Origin of the sequence: Pseudomonas sp. DD1 (assembly GCF_044510355.1) — a bacterium.
GTDB classification, from domain to species: domain Bacteria; phylum Pseudomonadota; class Gammaproteobacteria; order Pseudomonadales; family Pseudomonadaceae; genus Aquipseudomonas; species Aquipseudomonas shahriarae.
Genome location: NZ_MSAJ01000001.1, coordinates 101,191 through 125,413, shown reverse-complemented (window position 1 = coordinate 125,413; position 24,223 = coordinate 101,191). Strand labels below are relative to the sequence as shown.

Annotated in this window: 19 protein-coding genes and 1 pseudogene; 12 read left to right on the top strand and 8 right to left on the bottom strand. The window is 59.8% G+C overall.

Annotation, left to right across the window (positions count from 1 at the left end; genetic code table 11):
• Positions 1–79: 79 nt before the first annotated feature.
• Positions 80–1,798, top strand: coding sequence for a C13 family peptidase (locus tag PSFL_RS00650; protein ID WP_397469551.1), 1,719 nt, complete (start codon positions 80–82; stop codon positions 1,796–1,798).
• 29 nt (positions 1,799–1,827) lie between these two features.
• A complete protein-coding gene (locus PSFL_RS00645) occupies positions 1,828–2,469 on the top strand; it encodes an oxidoreductase (protein ID WP_115129084.1) in 642 nt (213 codons plus the stop codon).
• Between the two features lie 127 nt (positions 2,470–2,596).
• Here PSFL_RS00645 and PSFL_RS00640 read toward each other — a convergent pair whose 3' ends face one another.
• From PSFL_RS00640 to PSFL_RS00620, 5 genes are all read right to left on the bottom strand, one after another.
• Entirely contained in the window at positions 2,597–2,881 is a 285-nt protein-coding gene (locus tag PSFL_RS00640) for a YceK/YidQ family lipoprotein (protein WP_057438997.1), read from the bottom strand.
• On the bottom strand, positions 2,874–3,503 hold the full coding sequence (ubiX, locus tag PSFL_RS00635) for a flavin prenyltransferase UbiX (protein WP_038443595.1): 630 nt from the start codon (positions 3,501–3,503) through the stop codon (positions 2,874–2,876). Before ubiX ends, PSFL_RS00640 begins: the two co-directional genes overlap by 8 nt.
• Positions 3,500–4,849, bottom strand: a complete 1,350-nt coding sequence (mpl, locus tag PSFL_RS00630; RefSeq protein ID WP_057960713.1) for a UDP-N-acetylmuramate:L-alanyl-gamma-D-glutamyl-meso-diaminopimelate ligase — start codon at positions 4,847–4,849, stop codon at positions 3,500–3,502. Before mpl ends, ubiX begins: the two co-directional genes overlap by 4 nt.
• A 268-nt stretch (positions 4,850–5,117) precedes the next feature.
• Positions 5,118–6,239, bottom strand: a complete 1,122-nt coding sequence (locus PSFL_RS00625; protein WP_147283359.1) for a hypothetical protein — start codon at positions 6,237–6,239, stop codon at positions 5,118–5,120.
• A gap of 402 nt (positions 6,240–6,641) precedes the next feature.
• Complete coding sequence (locus PSFL_RS00620) at positions 6,642–8,555, bottom strand: sigma-54-dependent Fis family transcriptional regulator (RefSeq protein WP_397469550.1); 1,914 nt, start codon at positions 8,553–8,555, stop codon at positions 6,642–6,644.
• Positions 8,556–8,846: 291 nt separating this feature from the next.
• Here PSFL_RS00620 and PSFL_RS00615 point away from each other — a divergent pair, with 291 nt between their 5' ends.
• The 9 genes from PSFL_RS00615 (at position 8,847) to PSFL_RS00575 (ending at position 18,187) form a co-directional block, all read left to right on the top strand.
• Positions 8,847–10,367 (top strand): aldehyde dehydrogenase family protein, encoded by a 1,521-nt coding sequence (locus PSFL_RS00615; RefSeq protein WP_057438993.1) that lies wholly within the window; start codon positions 8,847–8,849, stop codon positions 10,365–10,367.
• Between the two features lie 143 nt (positions 10,368–10,510).
• Positions 10,511–11,944 (top strand): ethanolamine permease, encoded by a 1,434-nt coding sequence (gene eat, locus PSFL_RS00610; RefSeq protein WP_057438992.1) that lies wholly within the window; start codon positions 10,511–10,513, stop codon positions 11,942–11,944.
• Between the two features lie 51 nt (positions 11,945–11,995).
• Positions 11,996–13,390, top strand: a complete 1,395-nt coding sequence (locus PSFL_RS00605) for an ethanolamine ammonia-lyase subunit EutB (protein WP_057960716.1) — start codon at positions 11,996–11,998, stop codon at positions 13,388–13,390.
• A complete protein-coding gene (eutC, locus tag PSFL_RS00600) occupies positions 13,387–14,226 on the top strand; it encodes an ethanolamine ammonia-lyase subunit EutC (protein WP_057438991.1) in 840 nt (279 codons plus the stop codon). Before PSFL_RS00605 ends, eutC begins: the two co-directional genes overlap by 4 nt.
• Positions 14,227–14,331: 105 nt before the next feature.
• On the top strand, positions 14,332–14,790 hold the full coding sequence (locus PSFL_RS00595; protein WP_057438990.1) for an N-acetyltransferase: 459 nt from the start codon (positions 14,332–14,334) through the stop codon (positions 14,788–14,790).
• A 299-nt stretch (positions 14,791–15,089) separates the two neighbouring features.
• The gene (locus PSFL_RS00590; RefSeq protein WP_038443607.1) at positions 15,090–15,746 is read left to right on the top strand and encodes a DedA family protein; all 657 of its coding nucleotides are present in this window, start codon (positions 15,090–15,092) and stop codon (positions 15,744–15,746) included.
• A gap of 6 nt (positions 15,747–15,752) precedes the next feature.
• Positions 15,753–16,565, top strand: coding sequence for a zinc-dependent peptidase (locus PSFL_RS00585; RefSeq protein WP_057438989.1), 813 nt, complete (start codon positions 15,753–15,755; stop codon positions 16,563–16,565).
• A 111-nt stretch (positions 16,566–16,676) separates the two neighbouring features.
• Complete coding sequence (gene ppa / locus PSFL_RS00580) at positions 16,677–17,204, top strand: inorganic diphosphatase (protein ID WP_003176323.1); 528 nt, start codon at positions 16,677–16,679, stop codon at positions 17,202–17,204.
• 224 nt (positions 17,205–17,428) lie between these two features.
• Positions 17,429–18,187: an XRE family transcriptional regulator gene (locus PSFL_RS00575; protein ID WP_198792014.1), complete on the top strand. Its 759-nt coding sequence runs from the start codon at positions 17,429–17,431 to the stop codon at positions 18,185–18,187.
• Between the two features lie 309 nt (positions 18,188–18,496).
• Here the strand turns inward: PSFL_RS00575 and PSFL_RS00570 are convergent, their stop codons facing one another.
• From PSFL_RS00570 to PSFL_RS00560, 3 genes and pseudogenes are all read right to left on the bottom strand, one after another.
• On the bottom strand, positions 18,497–19,234 hold the full coding sequence (locus tag PSFL_RS00570) for a transporter substrate-binding domain-containing protein (RefSeq protein WP_397469549.1): 738 nt from the start codon (positions 19,232–19,234) through the stop codon (positions 18,497–18,499).
• 67 nt (positions 19,235–19,301) lie between these two features.
• A pseudogene (prpF, locus tag PSFL_RS00565) lies at positions 19,302–20,438 on the bottom strand (2-methylaconitate cis-trans isomerase PrpF); the annotation flags it as partial.
• Positions 20,439–20,469: 31 nt separating this feature from the next.
• Positions 20,470–23,076 (bottom strand): aconitate hydratase, encoded by a 2,607-nt coding sequence (locus tag PSFL_RS00560; protein ID WP_169989758.1) that lies wholly within the window; start codon positions 23,074–23,076, stop codon positions 20,470–20,472.
• A gap of 207 nt (positions 23,077–23,283) precedes the next feature.
• Here PSFL_RS00560 and PSFL_RS00555 point away from each other — a divergent pair, with 207 nt between their 5' ends.
• Positions 23,284–24,171, top strand: a complete 888-nt coding sequence (locus PSFL_RS00555) for a GntR family transcriptional regulator (protein WP_397469548.1) — start codon at positions 23,284–23,286, stop codon at positions 24,169–24,171.
• Positions 24,172–24,223: the final 52 nt, after the last annotated feature.

Genomic DNA, 24,223 nt, shown 5'->3' with positions numbered 1-24,223 from the left:
GTCCTTATTCGCACACAGACCACTAGGTATAGCTTCCCCCGCTGCGGCATACTCGGCGCTCAATTACCCGGATCCCGCTATGCGCCCACTCGTCCCCCTTGCTCTCGCCTTGTTGCTCACCGCTTGCGGCGACGGCGAATCCCTGTTGCCGCCCGATGCCCGGCTGCCGGACGGTGGGCGTTATCGCGGGGATGTAGTCGATGGGCTGCTGCAAGGCCAGGGCCGGGTGGACTACCCCAACGGCAGCTGGTACGCCGGGCAATTCGACAAAGGCCAATGGCACGGCCAGGGCGAATGGCATGGCAGCAATGGCGAGGTCTATAAAGGCCAGTTCCAGCAGGGCCTGTTCGATGGCCAGGGCACCCTGACCACGGCGGCCAACACCTACGTTGGCGGCTTCAAGCAAGGCCGGCGCAACGGCGAAGGCACCCTCAAAGAGGGGCAAATGACCTATCGCGGCGAATTCAAAGACGACCAATACTCCGGCCTCGGCCGCCTGGAACTGCCCGACGGCAGCCAGTACCAGGGCCAATTTGCCCACGGCAAGCCCAACGGCGAAGGCCAGCGCAACGACGACAGCGGCAACCAGTTCAGCGGCCGTTTCGTCAATGGCCAACTGGAAGGCAACGGTACCTTCAACAGCGCCGAAGGCGACATGTACGTCGGCCACTTCAAGCAGAACCAACTCAACGGCAAGGGTCGTTACGAAAACGCCGACGGCGACGTGTGGACCGGTGAGTTCCGCGAAGGCGCCCTGAGCGGCAAGGGTGAGCTGACCGGCGTGGACGGCAGCCATTACATCGGGTACTTCAGCGACTGGCGCTTTACCGGTGAGGGGCGCCTGAACCTCAGCGATGGCAGCTTCTATATCGGCGGATTCGACAACGACAGCTATCACGGCCAAGGCACCCTGGTACTCACCGATGGCACGGTGCAAGCCGGGACCTGGGCCAACGGCCTGCGCGTACGCGATGCCGACGGCAAGCTGTTGCCCGACACCCTGGAAGTCGGGGTGCTGGCCCAGGGCCGCTTGCTCGACGACGCCCTCGCCGCCGTGCCAGCATCCACCCCGGCTGTCGAGCTGTACAGCCTGGTGGTGGCCGGTGACGGCAAGCAAAGCGTATTCCTGCGCGAGGCCGATTACGTCAGCAACCTGCTGGCCAGCCGTTTCGGCGCCCGCGGGCAGATCCGCCTGGTCAACCACCGCGACCATATCGCCGAGCGCCCGATGGCGACCCGCGAAAGCCTGCGCCGCGCCGTGCAGACCCTGGCCGAGCGCACCGGGCCTGAAGACCTGGTGTTTATCTACCTGACCAGCCACGGCACCCACGAACACCAACTGGTGCTCGACCAACCGCGCATGGAGCTGGCCGACCTGCCGAGCGACGAACTGGCGGCGGTGATGGCGCCGCTGAAAAACCGCGACAAGGTCATCGTGATTTCCGCCTGCTACTCCGGCGGTTTCATCCCGGCGCTCAAGGATGAACACACCCTGATCATGACCGCCTCCCGCGCCGACCGCGTGTCGTTTGGCTGCTCGGAAGAAGCCGACTTCACCTACTTTGGCGACGCCCTGTTCGCCCAGGCCCTGACCCAGACCGACGATTTGCAGCACGCCTTCAAGCTGGCCCAACGGCATGTGACCGAACGGGAAATAGCGGACAACTTCGAAGCCTCCGAACCACAGATCTGGGCCCCCAAGAGCGTGATCGCCCGTTGGCAACAATTACGTAAACAGCAGGCACGAAAGGCGCTGGAAAGCGTCTCTATCAATAGCAAGGAAGCAAAGAGCAACTAAGCTGAAACTGTATCAAGGGGGGAAACACTATGTACTTGACGCCTCAGCATATATTGCTTGCCGGAGCCTCGGGCTTGACCGGGGAACATCTGCTGGACCGCCTGCTCAACGAGCCTACCGTCACCCGCGTATTGGCGCCCAGCCGCCGGCCACTGGCCGAACATCCGCACCTGGAAAACCCGGTCGGCGACCCCAGCACATTGCTGCCACAACTGAGCGGCCGGGTCGACCTGGCCTTCTGCTGCCTGGGCACCACGCTTAAGCAGGCAGGTTCCGAGCAGGCGTTCCGCGCCGTAGACCTGGACCTGGTGGTGGCGTTCGGCAAGCGCGCCCGGGAGATGGGCGCACGACACCTGATCGTGATCAGCGCGATAGGCGCCGACCCCAAATCCTCGGTGTTCTATAACCGGGTCAAGGGTGAGATGGAGCAGGCCTTGCAGGCTCAGGGTTGGCCGCAACTGACCATCGTGCGGCCCTCGCTGCTACTGGGCGAGCGCCTGGAGACACGCCTGGCGGAGAAACTCGCAGGGCCGTTGTCGCGGCTGATTCCCGGCAAGTATCGTGGCATCGAAGTGTGTGAGCTGGCCCGGGCCATGTGGCGCCTGGCCCTGGAGGAGCAGGACGGCGTGCGGATTGTCGAGTCGGATGAGTTGCGTAAGCTCGGCAAGTGAATCTGCGGTGACCGGGCGGGCCTCATCGCGGGCAAGCCCGGCTCCCACATGAATGCATTCACCGATCAAATGGGGGAGCTGGCTTGCCTGCGATGGGGCCCGCCCAGACCACAACCATCGCTACAGGCTACAACCCACCCGTCGCATTAAACCCAACCCCCAATACCGTCAACGCCGACAGCGGCAACAGCAGCGTGTCGAGCAGCGCGCTGGCCGGCAGGTCGAGGCCCGGGTAGCTCGGCGCTTCGGCGCCAAAACGGTCCATGGCACAGCAACCACCCTGCATCGCATACAGATCCAGGCGCGTGCCCGCATACACCACCGGCGCACCGGGTTTCGCCGCATCCAGGGTGCGTACGGTGGCGCAGCCTGCCAGTTGCAGGGCCAGCACGATCAGCAGGGCTTTATTCATCGCTGCTCAAATGATGCTCACCCCAGCGCGGCAACATGTCCTGAGGGATGTTCAGCAGGTTGAGAATCCGTGCCACCACGAAATCCACCAGGTCATCAATGGTCTGCGGCTGGTGATAAAAGCCCGGCGACGCCGGCAGGATGGTCACGCCCATATTCGACAGTTTGAGCATGTGCTCCAGGTGAATGCTCGAATACGGCGCCTCGCGCGGCACCAGGATCAACTGGCGGCGCTCCTTCAAGGTCACGTCCGCCGCGCGCTCGATCAGATTGTTGCAGGCACCGGTGGCGATCGCCGACAGGGTGCCGGTGGAACACGGCACCACCACCATTGCCGCCGGCGCACCGGAGCCGGAGGCCACGGGCGACATCCAGTCTTCCTTGCCATAGACCTTGATCTGCCCCGCCGCCGCACCGGTGTATTCGGTCAGGAAGGCCTGCATCATCTGCACCTTGGGCGGCAGCGAAACATCAGTCTCGGTGGCCATCACCAATTGCGCGGCCTTGGAAATCAGGAAATGCACCTCGCGGTCTTCGCGCACCAGGCAATCGAGCAAACGCAAGCCATAGGGCGCGCCGGAGGCGCCGGTCATCGCCAGCGTGATGCGCTCCGGCCCGCTCATTGCAGCGCCTCGGCGAGTTTGCCGTGCAGGCCGCCAAAGCCGCCATTGCTCATGATCACCACGTGGGTACCGGGCTTGGCCTGGCTTTTGACCCGTTCGATGATGCCTTCCAGGGAGTCGCTGACAATCGACGGCACCGTGCAAAGCCTGGCCACGGCGGCCAGGTCCCAACCCAGGTTGGCCGGCGCGTACCACACCACCTGGTCGGCATCGTTGACGCTTTCCGGCAGGCCATCACGGTGCGCGCCCAGCTTCATGGAGTTGGACCGCGGCTCGATAATCGCAATCACCGGCGCATCGCCAACGCGCTTGCGCAGGCCGTCGAGGGTGGTGGCGATCGCCGTGGGGTGGTGGGCGAAGTCGTCGTAGATGGTAATCCCGTTCACTTCGGCGACCTTTTCCATACGCCGCTTGACGCTCTTGAACGCGCTCAGCGCGGCAATGCCCATGGCCGGTACCACGCCGACATGCCGGGCTGCGGCCAGGGTCACCAGGGCGTTGGCGACGTTATGCTGGCCGGTCATGTCCCAATCGACGATGCCTTGGGCCTCGCCCTCAAACAGCACTTCGAATTGGCTGCCATCCTCGCTCAACAACTTGACCTGCCACTGCCCGCCGGCGCCAGTGGTTTGTACCGGCGTCCAGCAGCCCATCTCGATCACGCGCTGCAAAGCCGGCTCGGTGGTGGGGTGAATCACCAGGCCTTCGCTGGGAATGGTGCGTACCAGATGGTGGAATTGCCGCTCGATGGCCGGCAGATCAGGGAAGATGTCCGCATGATCGAACTCCAGGTTGTTCAAAATCGCCGTGCGCGGGCGGTAGTGAACGAACTTGGAGCGTTTGTCGAAGAAGGCGCTGTCGTATTCATCGGCCTCGATCACAAAAAACGGTGTATCGCCCAAACGCGCCGACACCGAGAAATTCTGTGGCACGCCGCCGATCAGGAAGCCGGGGCTCATGCCTGCATGTTCCAACACCCAGGCCAGCATGCTGCTGGTGGTGGTCTTGCCATGGGTACCGGCTACCGCCAGCACCCAACGGCCCTGCAGCACGTGATCGGCCAGCCATTGCGGGCCGGACACATAGGGCAGGCCTTTGTTCAGCACGTACTCCACGGCAGGGTTGCCACGGGACATGGCATTGCCGATCACCACCAGGTCCGGGACCGGATCGAATTGCGCCGGGTCGTAACCTTGGGTCAGCTCAATGCCCTGGGCCTGCAACTGCGTGCTCATGGGCGGATAGACGTTGGCATCGGAGCCGGTGACGTGATGCCCCAGCTCTTTGGCCAGGACCGCCATTGAGCCCATGAAGGTGCCGCAAATACCGAGAATATGAATGTGCATAGTCGACCTCGTAAAACATCGAGGCAGGTTAGCGTAGGGTGGGAAAATTCGCACTCTTTTAGCGATTAGCGTGCGATCTTTTCCGCCACTGAGCGTGGCGCTCACTGATAAACAGTCGAGGGACTTTTCTACTCTTTTTTGCAATTCAGTACACTGGAATCAAGCCCGGCATTTAAGAACTCCCGCAAAATACCGGGCCTGACAGCTGCTACTTAGTAAAACATACAACCGAACTCAAACCACCGAACCAAAAGCAGATAGACCACTATCAAACTATCTCTTTCTTGCCTTTTGTTTCCACTTCCCGAATAGCAACCATCCTCGCAATGAAGTTATTGATTGTCTCGTTCCTTTTATCAAGTACATCCAGGCGACTGGTAACAGTTTTAGGCTCGACCACTGATTCTTCTTTATACGGCTTGAAAATAAAACCGTTTTCCGCAGCCGTCAGCTCCATATTTTTCTCTGCTGCGCTGTACAGCTCCTCAAGTTTTTTGATACGCGCATTTGTCTCGGTTGGCCAGTTCGGATCTTTCGTAAGAGCCTCACCATCCCCTCCCTCAGCCAGCAGTTGAATAGTGTTAACCGCGTACAGCAACTTTGTCTCGGCATTATCCAACCGCAACTTAATCATTGTGGCGTCTTGCTCTCCTGTACCGCCTGCCGCTGGCGTAACGCCATTGGATTGCTGACTCGGAGCCGGCTGGTGGGCCGGGGGCAATAATGGGGTAGTGGCGCTAAAGCTACCCTTGATGGTTTCACCGCTCCAAACCGATCCGGCATAAGTACCAATACTCAACGGAGTACTAACCAGGCCATTTACGGACGCACTCACAAAAGCATCGCGAGCTACAGTTTTCAAAGGTGTATCGGTTTTAAACACACCGGCCTTGACCAGGCGATCAGCCGCAATCAGATTGGTGGCAACATCGCCAAATGTCTTGGGTTGCGCAACCACGGGCTTGGGCCCAACGGGCAGTGAGGCGCCAGGGTGCTGCGTTTTGAACACAATGTCCCTGAAGTTAGCTATCCCCTTGCTGTTCGAGGCCCCTGCAGTCGGACGGGGAGCCACATTGGGCTTTACTGACGCTGTCTGTACAAATTTACCGGCGATCCCATTAGAGGGGACTTTAAGGGCCTTTGATCCTGCGCTGGAAAACGGTCGAGGAAGGCGAGGGGATCCAAACCCGCGCCTGACTCGCACAGCGCCTTCACCCGAATTTTCACCCGTACTGTTCGCCTCGCTGGACGCCTGGGTGTCCGGAGTTTGCGCCGTTTCATCAAAGTAGGACGCACTTTTCGTAACGGCTGATGCCTGTTGCCGGGGCAAGCCATCCACGGGATCATTCACGTGCAACGGAACCGAAACAGGAAAACCTGAAATATTCATATTGCCACCTATATAGTAAAAAACACGTCAACGACGTGATTACTATCAATTTTATTCATCCCTAGTGTCAAAGCATCATAAACGATGAACCATCCTTTCCACTTGAGTATGAGATAGGCAGACTTCAGTTCCACACAACACACAAATTAAATGAACCATTACAACCAATAGCATCACACTTCAACCGCAACACTTTTCACACCGACGAATCATGCCAACACCTAAAAACAATAAATGCATTAAATAATCACCCCACCAAGTCGCAACCAGCACGCTAGCAAACACACACAACTTCACAACAAATATATTAATCCCTATTACACCCATGCCCATTGAACAGAGATCATGAGGGCGAATTGATCAGCACAGGCGTCAAAGCACAGGAGCGGTCTTTACCCTCGCTCAGCCCGCAGAACGCAACGCAATTCCATGCTTGCGCAGCTTGCGGTACAGCGTATTGCGGCTAATGCCCAACTGCTCTGCAGCAAGGGTCATATGCCAGCGCTGCTGCTCCAGCATGTTCAGCAATGCCAGCCGCTCGGCATCTTCCAACGGCTGCTTGACGACGGTTCGCGCCTGGACAGGCACCCGGCCAATTATCGCAGGCAAATCGCTCAACCCGACCCGTGCGCCCTCGCAGAGTGCAGCCAACGTACGCAACACCGTGCGCATCTGTCGCACGTTACCCGGCCACGAGAAGTCCAACAGTGCCTGACGCGCATCGTCATCAAGTACGATTGTCTGCCCCTGCGCTTCCTGCGCCAGAAGAAAGTCCAGCAACTGCGACTTGTCAGTGCGCTCGCGCAACGGCGGCAAGGCGATTTCCAGGCCATTGAGCCGGTAATACAAGTCCTCGCGGAAACTGGCGTCACGCACACGTTCCTGCAAGTTGCGGTGCGTCGCGCTGATCACCCGCACGTCCACCGCTTGCGGCTCACCCCCAATGGGCACCACCAGCCGGTCTTCCAACACTCTTAGCAACCGGGTCTGCAACGCCAGCGGCATATCGCCGATTTCATCGAGGAACAAGGTACCGCCATCGGCCTGTTGCAGCTTGCCGCGCATGCCTTCCTTGCGGGAGCCGGTGAAACTGCCACCGCGATAACCGAACAATTCGCTCTCGATCAGGCTCTCAGGGATGGCCGCGCAGTTCAGGGCGACGAAGGGTTTGTCGGCACGCTGGCTGGCATGGTGCACGGCTTTGGCGAATGCCTCCTTGCCGGAGCCGGTTTCGCCATTGATCAGCAGCGGCACGTCGCGCTCAAAGACCCGCAGGGCCTTGCGAAAGTCATTCTGCAGCGCCTCATCGCCCAGGCAGATGCCCGGCACGCGCGGCCGCTCGACCTTGGGCGGCGCCGGAACCCGTGGGCCGGGCGCCCGCCGGGCCTCGCCGCGCAACACCGCGAACAGGCTGCGCCCATCGCGGGTGCGCAAGGGCCAACTGGCGCTGGCGTTGGCACTGGCGCGGCCGAGCAAGTCATCCAGGCGGCAGTCGAAAAACATCTCCACCGGCAGGCCCAGCAAACGCCCGCGTGGCAGCCCCAGCAGGTTCTGCGCGCTTTGGTTGAGCGCACAGATCCGCCCTTCACCGTCGAACGCCAGCAGCCCTTCGCTGAACAGGCCCACGGATTCGGCCTGCAGGTGGAAACGCAGCAACCAGTGGTTTTCAAAGTGGCGCAGGAAGTAGCAGCTCTCGATCATCTTCGCCGACAGATTGACCAGCGCCATGGTATGGAACTGGCTCTGACGCGATACCGCCTCACGGGCCGAGGACACGTCCAACACTGCCAGCAGGTCGCCATGGGGGTCGAATACCGGGCTGGCGGAACAGGTCAGGCCGGTGTGGCGCCCGCGAAAGTGTTCGTCGCGATGAATGGTCAGGGCCTGGCGCTCCACCAGGCAGGTGCCGATGCCGTTGGTGCCTTCGCAGGCCTCGCTCCAGTCAGCGCCGAGCCATAGGCCGGCATGCTCGAACACCTTGCGCTCGCTAGGCGCGGTGACGCAGTTGAGGATCACCCCACGCGCATCGGTCAACAGCACCGCGTGCCCGGTGCCGGAAAGCTGTTGATGCAAATTGTTCATTTCGGTGCCGGCGATGTGCAGCACCTGCTGCAGGCGCTCGCGGCTTTCCAGCAAGCGATCGTGCTCCAGCACCGTGGGGGCAATGGTCAGTGCCGGGTCGAGGTGATAGTCCTCCAGGCAGCGCAGCCAGGAACGGGCAATCGAGGGATCGCTGCCGGGACCGTGCAGCGGGTCTTGCCCACGGGTGACCGTCAGGACTTGCCGGGCATGGCGGCTGAAATGATCGTTTTGCATCTTCTTATTGTTCTCCTGTTGCGTGGGACACACCGCGGACCGGGACGCCCAGCATCCTCCACGCCTTGGCGCATTGCAATCCCGGGGCGACCCATGGGTCACAGGTTGTATCGCCGGTGGTACAAACTGTCACCCCGACTGTCCCAAAGCTGTCACAGCAACGCCTTGCAACAAACCCTAAAGCCTTGATTTACCTGGCCTGCAAGGCACTGGCCCGACCTTTGCTCTACGCTTTATCAAGCGCAGCCACGCTGCACTCCAATAAACATAAGAAGTCAGGAGATACCCACCATGCGTTATGCACACCCCGGTACTGAAGGCGCTATCGTTTCGTTCAAGGCCAAGTACGGCAACTACATCGGTGGCGAATTTGTGGCCCCGATAGATGGCAACTACTTCACCAATACTTCGCCGGTAAACGGCAAGCCCATCGCCGAATTCCCACGCTCCACTGCCAAAGATATCGACAAGGCACTGGACGCCGCCCACGCCGCCGCTGATGCCTGGGGCAAGACCTCGGCCCAGGACCGCTCGCTGGTGCTGCTGAAAATCGCCGACCGCATCGAACAGAACCTCGAACTGCTGGCCATCACCGAAACCTGGGACAACGGCAAGGCCGTACGCGAAACCCTCAACGCCGATATCCCCCTGGCCGCTGACCACTTCCGCTACTTCGCCGGCTGCATCCGCGCCCAGGAAGGCAGCAGCGCCGAGATCAACGAACACACCGCCGCCTATCACTTCCACGAACCCCTGGGCGTGGTCGGGCAGATCATCCCGTGGAACTTCCCGCTGCTGATGGCCGCCTGGAAACTCGCGCCCGCCCTGGCCGCCGGTAACTGCGTGGTACTCAAGCCTGCCGAGCAGACCCCGCTGGGCATCAACGTGCTGATGGAAGTGATCGGCGACCTGCTGCCACCGGGCGTGCTGAACGTGGTGCACGGCTTCGGCAAGGAAGCGGGCGAAGCCCTGGCGACCAGCAAGCGCATCGCCAAGATCGCCTTTACCGGCTCCACGCCGGTGGGTTCGCACATCATGCATTGCGCGGCCGAAAACATTATTCCGTCCACCGTTGAGCTGGGCGGCAAGTCGCCGAACATCTTCTTCGCCGACATCATGAAAGCCGAACCGCAATTTATCGAAAAGGCCGCCGAAGGCCTGGTGCTGGCGTTCTTCAACCAGGGCGAAGTATGCACCTGCCCCTCCCGCGCGCTGGTGGAAGAGTCGATCTACGACGACTTCATGAAGGTGGTGATGAAGAAGGTCGAGTCGATCAAGCGTGGCGACCCACTGGACACCGACACCATGGTGGGTGCCCAGGCGTCCGAGCAACAGTTCGACAAGATCCTGTCGTACCTGGAAATCGCCAAGGGCGAAGGCGCCGAGCTGTTGACGGGCGGTAAAGTGGAGAAGCTGACCGGCGACCTGGCGACCGGCTATTACATCCAGCCGACCCTGCTCAAGGGCACCAACAAGATGCGCGTGTTCCAGGAAGAAATCTTTGGCCCGGTGGTGAGCATCACCACCTTCAAGGACGAAGCCGAAGCCCTGGCGATCGCCAACGACACCGAGTTTGGCCTGGGTGCCGGCTTGTGGACCCGCGACATCAACCGCGCCTACCGCATGGGCCGGGCGATCAAGGCCGGGCGTGTGTGGACCAACTGCTACCACCTGTACCCGGCGCATGCCGCGTTTGGTGGTTACAAGAAGTCCGGTGTGGGCCGTGAGACGCACAAGATGATGTTGGATCACTATCAGCAGACCAAGAACCTGCTGGTGAGCTACGACATCAACCCACTGGGTTTCTTCTAACCCTCCCCCGCTCCCACACTTGAAATGCAATTAAATGTGGGAGCGGGCTTGCTCGCTCCCACACTTGGATCTTCATCAATAGTTGCGACGTGCATTCGGCAGACATCCGCCGAGTTAAAACAATAAAAACAAGGTACTTTCCCATGCCTAGCGAACCGACAGGATCCTCCGTCGACTTCGAAAAAGTCGGCTCCGAATACTTCCAACAACGAGAATTGAAAAAAGGCGCCGCCGGCTGGGTGCTATTAGTCGGCCTCGGCGTTGCCTATGTCATTTCCGGCGACTACGCCGGCTGGAACTTCGGCCTGGCCCAAGGCGGCTGGGGCGGGATGTTCCTCGCCACACTCCTGATGGCCACCATGTACTTGTGCATGTGTTTCTCCCTGGCCGAACTGTCCTCCATGATCCCTACCGCCGGTGGCGGCTATGGTTTTGCCCGCAGCGCCTTCGGCCCCTGGGGAGGATTTCTCACCGGCACGGCGATCCTGATCGAATACGCCATCGCCCCCGCCGCCATCGCGGTGTTTATCGGTGCCTATTGCGAATCACTGTTCGGCATTGGAGGCTGGATGATCTACCTGGCGTTCTACATCATCTTTATCGGCATCCATATCTTTGGCGTCGGTGAAGCGCTGAAGTTGATGTTTGTGATTACCGCCGTCGCCGCAATTGCCCTGGGCGTGTTCCTGGTGGCGATGGTGCCGCACTTCAACGTCGCCAATCTGCTGGACATTCCCGTGACCGAAGCCAAGGGCGCCAGCAGTTTCCTGCCGTTCGGCTATGTCGGCGTGTGGGCCGCGATTCCTTATGCGATCTGGTTCTTCCTCGCCGTCGAAGGCGTGCCCCTGGCCGCCGAAGAAACCAAGAACCCCAAGCGCGACCTGCCCCGCGGCTTGATCGGCGCGATTGTGGTGCTCACCAGCTTTGCCCTGCTGATCCTGGTGATTGCCCCCGGCGGCGCCGGCACCCTGGCGCTGATCAAGTCCGGCAACCCGTTGGTGGAATCCCTGGCCCTGGCCTACGGTGGCTCGACCTGGATGGGCAGCTTCGTCAACCTGGTGGGCCTGGCCGGACTGATCGCGAGCTTCTTCTCGATCATCTATGCCTACTCCCGGCAGATTTTCGCCCTGTCCCGCGCTGGCTACCTGCCGCGCAAACTGTCGCAAACCAATAAAAGCAAGGCACCGGTGCTGGCCCTGGTCATTCCCGGGATCATCGGTTTTGGCCTGTCGCTGACCGGCCAGGGCGACCTGCTGATCCTGGTGGCGGTGTTTGGCGCGACCATTTCCTACGTGCTGATGATGGCCGCGCACATCACCCTGCGCATCCGTCGCCCCAAAATGGAGCGCCCATACCGCACGCCGGGCGGCATCTTCACCTCGGGCCTGGCCCTGATACTGGCCTGCATCGCCGTGGTGGCGGGCTTCCTGGTGGATCCGCGCGTGGTGATTGGCGCGGCGATCATCTATGGAGTATTAATTGCTTACTTCGCTTTCTACAGTCGGCATCACTTGGTAGCAGGCACGCCGGAAGAAGAGTTCGCGGCGATCCAGGCCGCAGAGGCCGCCTTGCACTAACGCCGTAAACCACGGCGCGGGCCACCGCCCGCGTCGTCATGGAGAGTCTGTATGGCAAGTTTTTCCCACTCGGTCGGTGCATTGACCTACCGTTTCGACAGCCTCAAGGACGTGATGGCCAAGGCCAGTCCCGCCCGCTCCGGGGATTTTCTCGCCGGCGTCGCCGCACAGAACGACGGCGAACGTGTGGCGGCGCAAATGGCCCTGGCCAATATCCCGTTGAAGCACTTCCTGGAAGAGGCGCTGATCCCCTACGAAAGCGACGAAGTCACCCGGCTGATCATCGACACCCACGACCAGCAGGCCTTTGCCGTGGTCAGCCACCTGACCGTCGGCGGCCTGCGGGACTGGCTACTCAGTGACGCGGCCGACGAACACAGCCTGCGTGCACTGGCGCCGGGGTTGACCCCGGAAATGGCCGCCGCCGTGTCGAAGATCATGCGTGTGCAGGACCTGGTGCTGGTGGCGCAGAAGATCCGCGTCGTCACCCAGTTTCGCGGCACCATGGGCCTGCGCGGGCGCTTGTCCACGCGCCTGCAACCTAACCATCCGACGGATGAGCCGGCGGGCATCGCCGCGAGCATCCTCGATGGGCTGCTGTACGGCAACGGCGACGCCATGATCGGCATCAACCCGGCCACCGACAGCATCGCCTCGATTTGCGCCATGCTGGAAATGCTCGACGCGATCATCCAGCGCTACGAGATCCCGACCCAGGCCTGTGTGCTGACCCACGTCACCACCTCCATCGAAGCGATCAACCGCGGCGTGCCGCTGGACCTGGTGTTCCAGTCGATCGCCGGCACCGAGGCGGCCAACGCCAGCTTCGGGATCAACCTGAATGTGCTGCAGGAAGGCTACGACGCAGGCCTGAGCCTGAATCGCGGGACCCTGGGGCAAAACCTGATGTATTTCGAGACGGGCCAGGGCAGCGCCCTGTCGGCCAACGCGCATTTCGGGATTGATCAACAAACCTGCGAAACCCGTGCCTATGCAGTGGCGCGGCACTTCAAGCCATTTTTGGTCAACACGGTGGTCGGTTTTATCGGCCCCGAGTACCTGTACAACGGCAAGCAAATCATCCGCGCCGGCCTCGAAGACCATTTCTGCGGCAAGCTGCTCGGCGTGCCCATGGGTTGCGACATCTGCTACACCAACCATGCCGAAGCCGACCAGGACGATATGGACACCCTGCTGACCTTGCTGGGCGTAGCCGGGATCAACTTCATCATGGGCATCCCGGGTTCCGACGACATCATGCTCAACTACCAGACCACATCCTTCCACGACGCGCTGTACGCCAGGCAAACCCTGGGTTTAAAGCCCGCGCCGGAGTTTGAACAGTGGCTGGCGAAAATGGGCATCTTCACGCAAGCCGATGGCAAGGTGCGGTTTGGTAACAACCTGCCACCAGCCTTCCGCCACGCCTTGGCGCAATTGGGATGAAGGAGCCTCCAGTGCAAATCGACACACCTGAAAGCGATAACCCCTGGCTGGAGCTGCGGCGCCTGACCCCGGCACGAATCGCCCTGGGCCGCACCGGCACCAGTATTCCCACCGGCGCGCAACTGGACTTCCAGTTCGCCCATGCCCAGGCCCGCGACGCGGTACACCTACCGTTTGACCATACCGGCCTGAGCAGCCAGATGGCCGAGCGCGGCCGCGATAGCCTGTTGCTGCACAGCGCCGCGCCCGACCGCCACAGCTACCTGCAACGCCCGGACCTGGGACGGCGCCTGAGCGATGAGTCGGCCCAGACCCTGCGCGACTACGCCCAGGCCAACCCGGGCGGTGTGGACCTGGCGGTGGTAGTGGCCGATGGTTTATCGGCCCTGGCTGTGCATAAACACACCGTGCCGTTTCTGACACGCATGGAAGAACAGACCCACGCTGAAGGCTGGTCCTTGTCGCCGGTGATCCTGGTGGAACAAGGCCGGGTGGCGGTGGCCGATGAGATCGGCCAGTTACTTGGGGCAAAAATGGTGGTGATCCTGATCGGCGAGCGGCCAGGGCTCAGCTCGCCGGACAGCCTGGGGCTGTACTTCACCTATAACCCCAAGGTCGGCCTGACCGACGCCTACCGCAACTGTATTTCCAATGTGCGCCTGGAGGGTCTGAGCTACGGCATGGCCGCGCACCGCCTGCTGTACCTGATGCGCGAGGCCTGTCGGCGGCAGTTGTCGGGGGTCAATCTCAAGGATGAGGCGCAGGTTCAGACCCTGGAATCGGATGATCCGGACCTGATGAAAGGCAATTTCCTGCTCAGCCCAACCAAGGACTGATGCCGGCACGATTGCGATTTTTCACCGCTTTAGGCAGCATCAAGCAGCGGGCGCCCGAGTAATGGACCGTTTGCCGTTGTATTCCTATAGAAGTTGAGGCCTAGCATGCGGATTACTCAAGCGACTCTGGAACACCTGGACCTGTTGACCCCATTATTCGTCAAATACCGCGAGTTCTATGGCGCGCTGCCCTTTCCGGACTCCTCCCGGGCGTTTCTGGAGAAACGTCTGCGGCGCAAGGAGTCGGTGATCTACCTGGCGCTGCCGGATGACGACGACAGCAAGCTGCTGGGCTTCTGCCAGCTGTATCCGAGCTTTTCTTCGCTGTCGTTGAAACGGGTGTGGATCCTCAATGACATCTACGTCGCCGAGGACGCCCGCCGCCAACTGGTGGCCGACAACCTGATGCGCGCAGCGAAAAAAATGGCCAAGGAAACCAATGCCGTGCGTTTGCGCGTGTCCACCAGCAGTAATAACGCGGTGGCGCAGAAGACCTATGAGTCCATGGGCTTTCGCGAAGATACCGAGTTCAAGAACTACACATTGCCGATCAGCGAAGACTGAAGCCATTCGCCCAAACACCCAAAAAATGTGTGCGGGCTTGCTCGCGATAGCGGTGGTTCAGTTGATGTATTTTTAACTGACCCACCGTTATCGCGAGCAAGCCCGCTCCCACATTTGGATCAGTGCTAGCCAGAATAGCCGCGACATCCCCCGCTACAAAACCAGCACGCTTTTCATCACTCAGTCCGTATAATGCCGACGTTTTAGGGTTGTAGGAAAAACGGCATACACACGTAGCCTTATTGCCCGAAGCCTCCGCACAGGCCCGCTGAGTCGGGCCATTCACACAGGTGCCATCCATGGATTTCAACCCGCTCGACCTTATCCTGCATCTCGACGTGTACCTCGACTTGCTGGTAACCAATTACGGTCCGTGGATCTACGCCATCCTGTTCCTGGTGATTTTTTGCGAAACCGGCCTGGTGGTCATGCCGTTCCTGCCCGGCGATTCCCTGCTGTTTATTGCGGGCGCCGTCGCTGCCGGTGGCGGCATGGACCCGGTCCTGCTGGGCGGCCTGCTGATGCTGGCGGCGATCCTCGGTGACAGCACCAACTATGTGATCGGCCGCACCGCCGGGGAACGCTTGTTCAGCAACCCCAATTCGAAAATCTTCCGCCGCGACTACCTGCAAAAGACCCACGACTTCTACGACAAGCACGGCGGCAAAACCGTGACCCTGGCGCGCTTCCTGCCGATCCTGCGCACCTTCGCGCCGTTCGTCGCCGGTGTCGCCAAAATGCCGTATCCGCGCTTTTTCGGCTTCAGCGTGCTGGGCACCATCCTCTGGGTCGGTGGCCTGGTCACCCTCGGCTACTTCTTCGGTAACGTACCGTTCATCAAGAAAAACCTGTCGCTGCTGGTGGTGTTCATCATCCTGCTGTCGCTGGTGCCGATGATCATTGGCGTGGCCCGCAGCCGCTTTGGCCGCACCTCCTCCGAAGCCAAGCCGCACTGATCGGCCATGTGGTCCCTCAGCGCCTGGCGTCGCCGGCGCCTCCTGGCCAAGCACCCGGTTGCCGATGAAACGTGGCAACGGGTGCGCCATCACCTGACCTTCCTCGACGGCATCAGCGCCGAACAGGACCAATGGTTACGTGAGGCCAGCGTGCTGTTCCTCGCCGAAAAACACCTGACTGCCCTGCCCGGCGTCGATCTGCACCAGGAACAACGCCTGCTGCTCGCCGCCCAGGCCCAACTGCCACTGATGAACCTAGGCGAGTTGGAGTGGTACCAGGGCTTCCATGAAATCATTCTCTACCCCGATGATTTTCGCAGCCCCCAGCGCCATCGCGACGCCAGCGGCGTGGAACATGAATGGGATGGCGAGCACAGCGGCGAAGCCTGGCAGCAAGGCCCGGTGATCCTCGCCTGGCCGGGCGTACTGGCCAGCGGCAATTGGGAAGGCTACAACCTGGTGATCCACGAACTGGCGCATAAGCTCGACATGCTCAATGGCGACGCCAACGGCCTGCCGCCGCTGCACAGCGACATGCGCGTCCAGGAGTGGGCCAGCGTGATGCAGAGCGCGTTTGATGACCTCAACCGCCAGCTCGACCACAACCCCGACGCAGAAACTGCCATCGACCCGTATGCCGCGGAAAACCCGGCAGAGTTTTTTGCGGTCACCAGCGAATATTTTTTCAGCGCCCCGGATTTGCTGGTGGACAGTTATCCACAGGTCTACGGGCAACTGAGCCAGTTTTACCGCCAGGATCCACTGGCACGCCTGAAACATCTGCAAGCCAGCGACCCGCGCTATCAGACTGAAGGCTAAGTACCGTACGACGTCTGGCGCGTGGCATCGGCGCAGGAATATGCCTATAATCGCCGCCACTTTTAGGCCAATCCGGCCAATTTACTTGGCCAACTACGGGGGCAACGCCCAATGAGCTACAGCAAGATTCCGGCTGGCAAAGACCTGCCGAACGACATCTACGTCGCCATCGAGATTCCGGCCAACCATGCGCCGATCAAGTACGAAATCGACAAAGACAGCGACTGCCTGTTCGTTGACCGTTTCATGGCCACCCCGATGTTCTACCCGGCCAACTACGGTTTTATCCCCAACACTTTGGCTGACGACGGCGACCCCCTCGACGTGCTGGTCGTGACCCCTTACCCGGTCACCCCAGGCTCGGTCATCCGCGCCCGCCCGGTTGGCATCCTGAACATGACCGACGACGGCGGCGGCGATGCCAAAGTCATCGCAGTGCCACACGACAAGCTGTCCCAGCTGTACGTCGATGTGAAGGAATACACCGACCTGCCGCCACTGTTGCTGGAGCAGATCAAGCACTTCTTCGAGAACTACAAAGACCTCGAAAAAGGCAAATGGGTGAAGATCGACGGTTGGGGCAACGCAGACGCCGCCCGTGCCGAGATCATGAAGTCGGTAGCTGCCTACAAAGGCTAATACCGCTACTCATTGCCACGGCAATCTAAAAAAGCCCCGATCACTCGGGGCTTTTTTGTGGGAAAAAATAAACAACAAGTTCAATTAAATAAACAAAACAACAACTAACGTTTAACTAGATAGAATCCGTACAAGATTTTACTTGCAATAAGGAAACACCTACATACACCAACTCAACGCATGGTTTATTTGATCTTGTTTTCCGGACAGTAAACTCTGCGTTTATGAATACATCAGGTGATCGCTTAAGAATGTTACTTCGGGAAGTTCATCTTTCCGCATCCGACTTCGCCAAGAATCGCGACGTCACGCCCCAGCATGTGAACAACTGGTTCAAGCGCGGCGTGCCCTTGGCCCGGCTCGACGAAATAGCAGAACTGCTGTGTGTCACCAGCCGCTGGCTACGTACCGGCGAAGGCCCTAAACACCCGCCGACCAACCTCCAGCTGGAAGGCCCCAACCACGGAAACAGCGCTGCCGCCCGTGAAGACTGCGGCCATTACCTCTGCGGCCCCAATAGCGGCCCGGAAAAGATCGACGTGGAGATCCCCCTCCACACCTCATTCAACTCCCAGGAAAGCCTGCGCCTCTCCCTGCGCACCCTGGAACAACTCAACGTCACCGCCGACCGCGCCCTGGGGGCCTACATGGTCGGCAACAGCATGATCGACATCATCCAGGATGGCGCCATCCTCGCCATCGACCGCGGCCGCACCCAAATCATCGACGGCGAAATCTACGCCCTCGAACACCACGGCATGCTGCGCATCAAATACCTCTACAACCGCCCCGGCGGCGGCCTGCGCATGCGCAGCCACAACAACAGCGAACACCCCGACGAATTCCTGACCTACGACCAGCGCTTCGAGCAAAACGTACACATCCTGGGCTGGGTATTCTGGTGGTCCACCCTCAACAACCGCCGCCCACCGGTCCCGCTGGACGAACACTTGATAGGCTACGACGGCTCTAAATCAGACTAGACGCTGGGAAACTGCGGGGAATGTGAGTATCATGCGCGGCACATTTGGCAGGGGTTGGCGTGAAGCCAGCACACCCTGCCCGGCGATGCGGAGGAGTTCCCGCTGATGCCCCCCTCTATCACTTGGGCGAGCGCTTGAGTGAACGATTGAAGGCTGGTGAGGTTTACCAAAAATAGACTTAACCAGTCCCCGAGAAGCCGGCCACAAGCCGGCTTTTTAATTGTCCAAAATAAACCTGCCCCCTCCTCAGAGACATTCAGCCTCCCCCCCTTGGCGCCAACAAAGATGCACTCGCTAACTAGCCACAGTTCAAATAATCGGCACCACAACACGTACATCGCCTTGCCCACTATCAGCTAACAACTTGGCCACAAAACCACCCCTCACAAGACGGCAGATGAAGTCTTCGATGTATTCAGCCGCAATTCTGCGTGCCTTCGGAACAGCCATCGCCTGGCGAATTTCCGTGAAGTTGTCTTTCAGTACCCTGACCCCTGTGGTTGAGTTTGCAAACCGCTCCAAAGGCTGTCTGACCCCGGCCGCTGCTTCCAGCCCCTGCTGTAAAAAGAGGTCGACGGCACTTGCAGAGGTGTCCGCTCGAACAAGCTCAGCATGTTGCAGGGTGCGTGACAGGTACAGGTCATACGCAGCACCTCGGCCGACAGAAATTCTGTGGCCTTGGATATCCAAATCAGATGCACGTTCGAAAGGGCTTGCTGCATGAACGAGGTAGGTGCCATCGATGCTCACATAGGGACTGGAGAAGCAGATCTTTTGCGCTCGTACAGGCTCGATAGCCAGAAACGCCAAATCCCAAATCCCCTCCTCCAAGGCCGCGAACACTTTCCCAGCCGCGTCGAATGGCATCAGGTTGACTGCAATCCCCAACTCCTTCGCCAACTCGTTCGCGAGTGCAACCGAGACGCCTCCCAATCGGCCAGTGACCGCATCGCGCTGGGCCAAAACGGGATTACCCAAGTTGATCGCCACTCGCAGTTCACCACTTGGCGCTAAATCATTTCGTACTGCAGCCATATCAACGTTCATGGTTGCTCGCCTTAGCCGCCATGGAACATGGCTGAGCACGTCGATGCATAGGGTCAACAAGGAGTTCGGGGAGGCATACCCAGCCTTCCATCAGTCGGCGTGCACTCCGGCTCATTACTGCTTTTTCAACCACCCAGGCGCCATCTTCCAGGACGGTTTTCGCGCCGACCGCGACGCTGCCGGCGGTATGCCCCATGCGCACCTGACGATCGCCGATATTGCCGACGATGCGATTGACCAAGGTGCCATCAAGCGCTGCGGCAACTGCCACGGCAACCGCTCCGGTGCCAGTGATCGCATGGTGAAGCTTGCCCATTGAAAGTATTCGCGCAATCACATCGATGTCCTCAGGCTCAACCTGCTTACCCCCGGCGGCTTTGTAGGGTTGCGGCCTGGCAACCAGGCAAAGCTTCGGCGTATGAGGACGCCACCGTGTTGCTTCGTCAGCACTCTCGGCCAAGCCCATGGCTACAGTGCAATGCGCGCGAATGGTCTCCAGCCGGGCAAGTAACTGCGTATCACCGTTGACCTGGTCTTGTGTCTCGGTTCCCTTCAAGCCCACCTGCTGCGCGTCTATAAAGATGGTCGGGTTGCCGGCATTCAGCAATGTCACTGCAAGCTTACCAAGGCCCGGTACGTGCAGTTCGTCGACGGCATTCCCCGTTGGAAGAAGGCTGCCGTCTGCACCACCGGGGTTGAGAAACTCCAGAACGACTTCCGCTGCCGGAAATGCCACGCCGTCGAGCATGAAGTCGCCCTCTTCCTGGACTTCGCCGTCGCGCATCGGAACATAAGCAATGATTCTTTTCTGGATGTTGGCCTGCCAGATACGAACAACGGCCATGCCATCAAGCGGTGCCTCGACGAGACCTTGGGATATCGCGTAGGGGCCAACCGCCGCACTCAGATTTCCACAGTTACCAGACCAGTCGATGACCGCCGTCTCGATGGCGGGTGCACCAAACAGATAGTCGACATCACAGTCGTCACGCCTGGATTGACCGATGATCACCACCTTACTGGTACTGGAAGTGGCGCCGCCCATGCCATCTATCTGCTTGCCATACACATCGGGGCTGCCGATCACCCGCAGAAGGATGGCATCCCGCTCAGCACCTGCGGGCGGCAGGTGCTCCTCAAGAAAGAAAACGCCCTTGCTCGAGCCACCACGCATGTAAACGGCAGGAATACGTCTTTGGGTCATTCTAGTTTTACTCCAGCGAATCAGCGTTGCATCAGTTGAGGGAGGCGCTCTGCATACTTTCGATCAGCAGCTGCGGCAGCAAACCACCGCTGCGCAAGTAGCGAACGTCTTCGAAGGTGTCCAGGCGGCTCAAGACCGACACCCGCTCTTTCTCGCCATTCTCACGCTCGATCACCAGGGTGATTGTTGCGCCCGGCTGGAAGTCTTGGGTGATGCCTTCAACGCTGAATAATTCGCGTCCGTTCAAGCCCAGGCTCTGGCGAGAAACACCGTCTTCAAACTGCAAAGGCAAAATGCCGAGACCCGCCAGGTTGGTGCGGTGAATGCGTTCGAAGCTTTCGGCCACGACCACCCGCACGCCTAACAGGCGCGGGCCCTTTGCCGCCCAGTCACGGGAAGAACCGCTGCCGTACTCTTTGCCGGCCACAACGATCAGCGGCTGCTTGCGTTGCGCGTAAATCTGCGCGGCCTGGAAAATCGTGGTGACTTTTTTCTCGGGCAGAAGCAATGTCCACGGGCCTTCACGGCCATCTTCAAGCAGTTCATTTTTCAGACGGGGGCTTGCGAAGGTCGCACGCTGCGCGGCCTCATGGTTGCCGCGGCGAGTGCCATATGAGTTGAAGTCCTGTACCGCGATGCCGTGGGATTGCAAGTATTGACCCGCATCGCTTTCTGGAAGAATCGCGCCAGAGGGCGAGATGTGATCGGTGGTGATGTTGTCCGAGAGCATGGCCAGCACACGCATGTTGCTGAGGTCCTGGGTGGTGTCTGTGGCACTCACCGCATCACTCCAGTAGGGAGGTTTGCGGATGTAGGTGCTGTTGGCCTGCCAGGGATACTGATCGCTGACGCCGGCGCGCAGGTCGCTGGCAATCAAGCCCGCTTCACGGGGAACATCTTCGTAGGCCTTGTCGAACAAATCGGCAGTCAGATTATCGGCTTCGATTTGCGTCAGTTCCTCATCGCTCGGCCACAATTCGTGGAGATAGACCGGCACGCCATCGTCGTCGAGACCCAATGCATCTTTTTCCGGGTCGATCAGGTAGGTACCTGCAATCGCGTACGCAACGATCAGCGGCGCAGACATGATGAAGACTTCGCGGGCCAACGGGTGAACACGCCCTTCAAAGTTACGGTTGCCGGAAGTAGCGGCCACGGTTTCCAGCTTGCGAGCCCGAATTTCGTCTTCGATTTCGGTACTGAGCAACGGGCCGGACATACCGTTGCAGGTCGTGCAGCCATAGCCGACCAGGTTGAAACCTAACGCATCCAGGTCCTCATTCAAGCCAGACCGCTCAAGATAGTCCGACACCACCCTCGAACCCGGGGCGAAGGACGTCTTAACCCAAGGCGCTCTTTTCAGTCCACGCTTGCGGGCGTTACGTGCAACCAGCCCAGCAGCAATCACTCCACGGGGGTTGGACGTATTGGTGCAACTGGTGATGGCGGCGAGCACCACAGAGCCATTGTCCAGGCCGCCAGGCAGTTGGGTAGCTGGCGCCTTTTGCCCCAGCACAATACGCTGGTGAGGCTGCTTCGGCCCGGCAATCGAGCGCGCGACGGTGCTGAGATCAAGGGTCACGACCCGGTTGTATTCAACGCCCGCGAGACTGTCATGCCACAGCCCCTGTGCACGCGCATACGCCTCGGTGAGGCCGGAAATCTCACCGCCACGCCCGGTCATACGAAGGTAGTGAAGCGTGCGATCATCAATTGCGAACATTGCCGCTGTCGCACCGAATTCCGGCGCCATGTTCGATAAGGTTCCCCGGTCTGCCAGCGACAGTTGCGCGACACCCGGGCCGAAGAACTCCAGGAAAGCACCGATAACCCCCGCTTTACGAAGTTGCTCAGTCAACGCCAGCGCGATGTCGGTCGCAAGATAGCCCCCAGGCAAGTAGCCCTCCAGGCGTACCCCGACAATGTCCGGCAATCGCAGCATCAGCGATTTGCCCAGCATCGCAGCTTCGGCTTCGATCCCCCCAACCCCCCAGCCCAATACGCCAATGGCGTTAATCATCGTTGTATGGCTGTCGGTGCCTACCAGCGTATCCGGGAAAGCCCACAGCTCATTGCCACGGCGCTGAGTACCCACGACGGTGGTCAGGCGCTCAAGGTTGATCTGGTGCAGAATGCCTTTGCCCGAGGGAATGATCGAAAGATTGCTGAACGCCTTGTTGCACCAGTCCAGGAACTGGAAACGCTCGGCATTGCGTACGCGCTCGATGGCCTCGTTATCGGCCTGCGCGCTGGCATCGCCCCAACGCTCGACATTGAGTGAGTGATCCACAACAAGGTGAGTGGGGGTGACAGGGTTCACCAGGCGCGGGTTGCCACCTTTCTCGGCGACGGCATCTCTCAACCCGGCAAGGTCGACCAGTGCCGGCGTGCCCAACAAATCCTGCAGCACAACCCTGGCCGGTCGAAACGGAATGTCGAATTCTTTGGAGCGTGCACAAATCACTTTCAGTGCGGCTTCAGGATCAGTCTCGCCACGCAAAACGTTCTCGGCCAGGATTCGCAAGCTGTAGGGCAGCGTTGCGTAATCACCCCCCAGATCAGTTACAACCCCACGGATATCGCTGACACGGTACTCGACTCCGTTGGCGCTAACGGTTCGACGCTTTGACATAGGCATTGGCTAATCCTCACAGGCTGCACGGGCAATGTTTTTGTGAGGCGCATATTGAACTTTATCACGATATAGATCAATCCAAGCTTTATCCGCTTCATCGTACCGGTCAAATCGGGCGCCCACCCACGCCCACGATTTCTACGGTGTGGTTAAGCTTACCGGCACGCTAGAATGGGGCTTCCATGGTCAGCTCTACTTGGTCTCGATCCGATGCCCCTAAGCCCGCTGCAAGCACGCATTGCGCGTGACATTGTTTCTCTCGTGCGTCGTGAGCGCTTTGCTATCGGACATCACCTGGTTGAGTCGCAGTTGGCGGCGGCGCTGAACGTATCGCGCACGCCGGTAAAGTTTGCGATGGGCCATTTGGTCGAAAAAGGCATGCTCACTTACGACCGCAATCGCGGCTTTTTCTTGGCCAGGTCCAGCGAGGATCTCGTCGATCTGGCCTCGCAAGTCATGGAAGGCAGTGACGATCCGCTGTACCTGAAATTTGCCGAATTGCGTCTGGGCAGGCAGCTCCCAGAGCTGTTCACCGAGATTGAATTCATGCGTCAGTTCGATGTGTCACGGGCGGCGCTGAGGGCCGTTCTATCACGCATCCAGCAGGAAGGATGGATTGAACAGCGTGCCGGCCAAGGATGGCGTTTTCTCCCCATGATCGACTCAGTGGAGGCGTATGAAGAAAGCTATGCTTTGCGCGCGACCATCGAGCCATCCGGCCTGCTCTCCCCCGCATTCCTGATCAATGGTGAAACGCTGGCGGCCTGTCGCAAGCAGCAAGAGTTCATTGCCGGCGGTGGGTACTTGAGCATGACGCCTCAGGAGCTGTTCGAAGCGAACGCCCAGTTTCACGAGACGCTGGCGGGGTGTTCCGGCAATCGCTTCCTGCAACAAACGGTCCGCCGTTTAAACCAATTGCGTAGGCTTGTGGAATACCGCCAAGCCAGCACGCGAGCGCCACGCAAAGGCCAGGCGCAGGAGCATCTGGCCATTCTCGATTGCCTCGAACGAGGAGACCGCCTTGCAGCAGCCGACCAAATGCGCAAACACCTGGAACAGGCTCGGCGCAAGAAAGTAGATCCCGCGCTGTTCGAATAGCCCCTGCCTGGGCGGTCCCTCACAGAGCTGCGCTCACCTGCGCAGCTCTCTC

Excerpts from the sequence above, each read along its gene's own strand:
- PSFL_RS00650 (WP_397469551.1), top strand. The coding sequence starts at position 80 with ATGCGCCCACTCGTCCCCCTTGCTCTCGCCTTGTTGCTCACCGCTTGC.
- PSFL_RS00645 (WP_115129084.1), top strand. The coding sequence starts at position 1,828 with ATGTACTTGACGCCTCAGCATATATTGCTTGCCGGAGCCTCGGGCTTG.
- PSFL_RS00640 (WP_057438997.1), bottom strand. The coding sequence starts at position 2,881 with ATGAATAAAGCCCTGCTGATCGTGCTGGCCCTGCAACTGGCAGGCTGC.
- ubiX (WP_038443595.1), bottom strand. The coding sequence starts at position 3,503 with ATGAGCGGGCCGGAGCGCATCACGCTGGCGATGACCGGCGCCTCCGGC.
- mpl (WP_057960713.1), bottom strand. The coding sequence starts at position 4,849 with ATGCACATTCATATTCTCGGTATTTGCGGCACCTTCATGGGCTCAATG.
- PSFL_RS00625 (WP_147283359.1), bottom strand. The coding sequence starts at position 6,239 with ATGAATATTTCAGGTTTTCCTGTTTCGGTTCCGTTGCACGTGAATGAT.
- PSFL_RS00620 (WP_397469550.1), bottom strand. The coding sequence starts at position 8,555 with ATGCAAAACGATCATTTCAGCCGCCATGCCCGGCAAGTCCTGACGGTC.
- PSFL_RS00615 (WP_057438993.1), top strand. The coding sequence starts at position 8,847 with ATGCGTTATGCACACCCCGGTACTGAAGGCGCTATCGTTTCGTTCAAG.
- eat (WP_057438992.1), top strand. The coding sequence starts at position 10,511 with ATGCCTAGCGAACCGACAGGATCCTCCGTCGACTTCGAAAAAGTCGGC.
- PSFL_RS00605 (WP_057960716.1), top strand. The coding sequence starts at position 11,996 with ATGGCAAGTTTTTCCCACTCGGTCGGTGCATTGACCTACCGTTTCGAC.
- eutC (WP_057438991.1), top strand. The coding sequence starts at position 13,387 with ATGAAGGAGCCTCCAGTGCAAATCGACACACCTGAAAGCGATAACCCC.
- PSFL_RS00595 (WP_057438990.1), top strand. The coding sequence starts at position 14,332 with ATGCGGATTACTCAAGCGACTCTGGAACACCTGGACCTGTTGACCCCA.
- PSFL_RS00590 (WP_038443607.1), top strand. The coding sequence starts at position 15,090 with ATGGATTTCAACCCGCTCGACCTTATCCTGCATCTCGACGTGTACCTC.
- PSFL_RS00585 (WP_057438989.1), top strand. The coding sequence starts at position 15,753 with ATGTGGTCCCTCAGCGCCTGGCGTCGCCGGCGCCTCCTGGCCAAGCAC.
- ppa (WP_003176323.1), top strand. The coding sequence starts at position 16,677 with ATGAGCTACAGCAAGATTCCGGCTGGCAAAGACCTGCCGAACGACATC.
- PSFL_RS00575 (WP_198792014.1), top strand. The coding sequence starts at position 17,429 with ATGAATACATCAGGTGATCGCTTAAGAATGTTACTTCGGGAAGTTCAT.
- PSFL_RS00570 (WP_397469549.1), bottom strand. The coding sequence starts at position 19,234 with ATGAACGTTGATATGGCTGCAGTACGAAATGATTTAGCGCCAAGTGGT.
- PSFL_RS00560 (WP_169989758.1), bottom strand. The coding sequence starts at position 23,076 with ATGCCTATGTCAAAGCGTCGAACCGTTAGCGCCAACGGAGTCGAGTAC.
- PSFL_RS00555 (WP_397469548.1), top strand. The coding sequence starts at position 23,284 with ATGCCCCTAAGCCCGCTGCAAGCACGCATTGCGCGTGACATTGTTTCT.